The 830-nt window shown below is 30.0% G+C and carries 1 protein-coding gene; it reads right to left on the bottom strand.

What is annotated here, in order from left to right; genetic code table 11:
* Window positions 1-91 precede the first annotated feature (91 nt).
* The gene (locus IIF7_RS20635; RefSeq protein WP_084843564.1) at window positions 92-610 is read right to left on the bottom strand and encodes a hypothetical protein; all 519 of its coding nucleotides are present in this window, start codon (window positions 608-610) and stop codon (window positions 92-94) included.
* Window positions 611-830: the final 220 nt, after the last annotated feature.

Genomic DNA, 830 nt, shown 5'->3' with positions numbered 1-830 from the left:
GGCGATTCGAGCTCGGTTCGAATCCTGTCTCGATCACAACATCAAACCTCGCCAATAACGGGGTTTTGTTGTTTTTATAAGTATTATTCTATTACCAATCTAAATCGGCCGAATCTAATTTAAAATCAAAAAGATCATTAAAGTAGTTCATTAAACAAATTCTTGCATTCGACGCATAGGATCGAAAAGTTCTAAATGCACCATTCTTTAATTGATAATCTTCCAAATCCCTGGGTGTATTATTTTGTATATTGTTTGAGTAATCATCTATTTTTAGAGTACGTGGAATTATTTTGATATCTGAAATTGTAACTCGATACCGATTATTTTTAAATTCGACAAGTGCAAAAAATTGGAATGGATTAGCCATATAATTTGGTAAATCTTCTTCTTTACATTTAATTCTTGCTGGATTGGAAATACCAGAGAAATTTTCGAATAATGGATTCAGGGTCGCATTAGACTTTATAATAGCTCTAATCTCTTCTTTTGACAGATCTGTTTTATATATTTTCTGCCAATAAATCTTTCCATCCTTAAGATCTAAAGCACCTGTTTGACTAAATGATAAAATTGGGACTAAGAGTAATAAATAACAAAAATATTTCATAATGAAGTTGATTTTCCACTGTGGCTGGGATAATTATATTTCAATTTATTTGATAACAACAGACTTTTTTGATTGTAGAACAACATCTATTATGCCACAGTTACGTCTAAAATATTATATTTAATTATGTAGCTTTAAGCAGACAGATATTATATTTTCCTGATAACAAAAAACCAAAAAGAAAACGAAAAAGTGTCGATATCCGGAAATTAAAGCGAAT

Origin of the sequence: Zunongwangia atlantica 22II14-10F7 (assembly GCF_002094855.1) — a bacterium.
Classification (GTDB): domain Bacteria; phylum Bacteroidota; class Bacteroidia; order Flavobacteriales; family Flavobacteriaceae; genus Zunongwangia; species Zunongwangia atlantica.
Note: the sequence above shows the minus strand (reverse complement) of the source record. Positions and strands in the feature narration are given on the sequence as shown.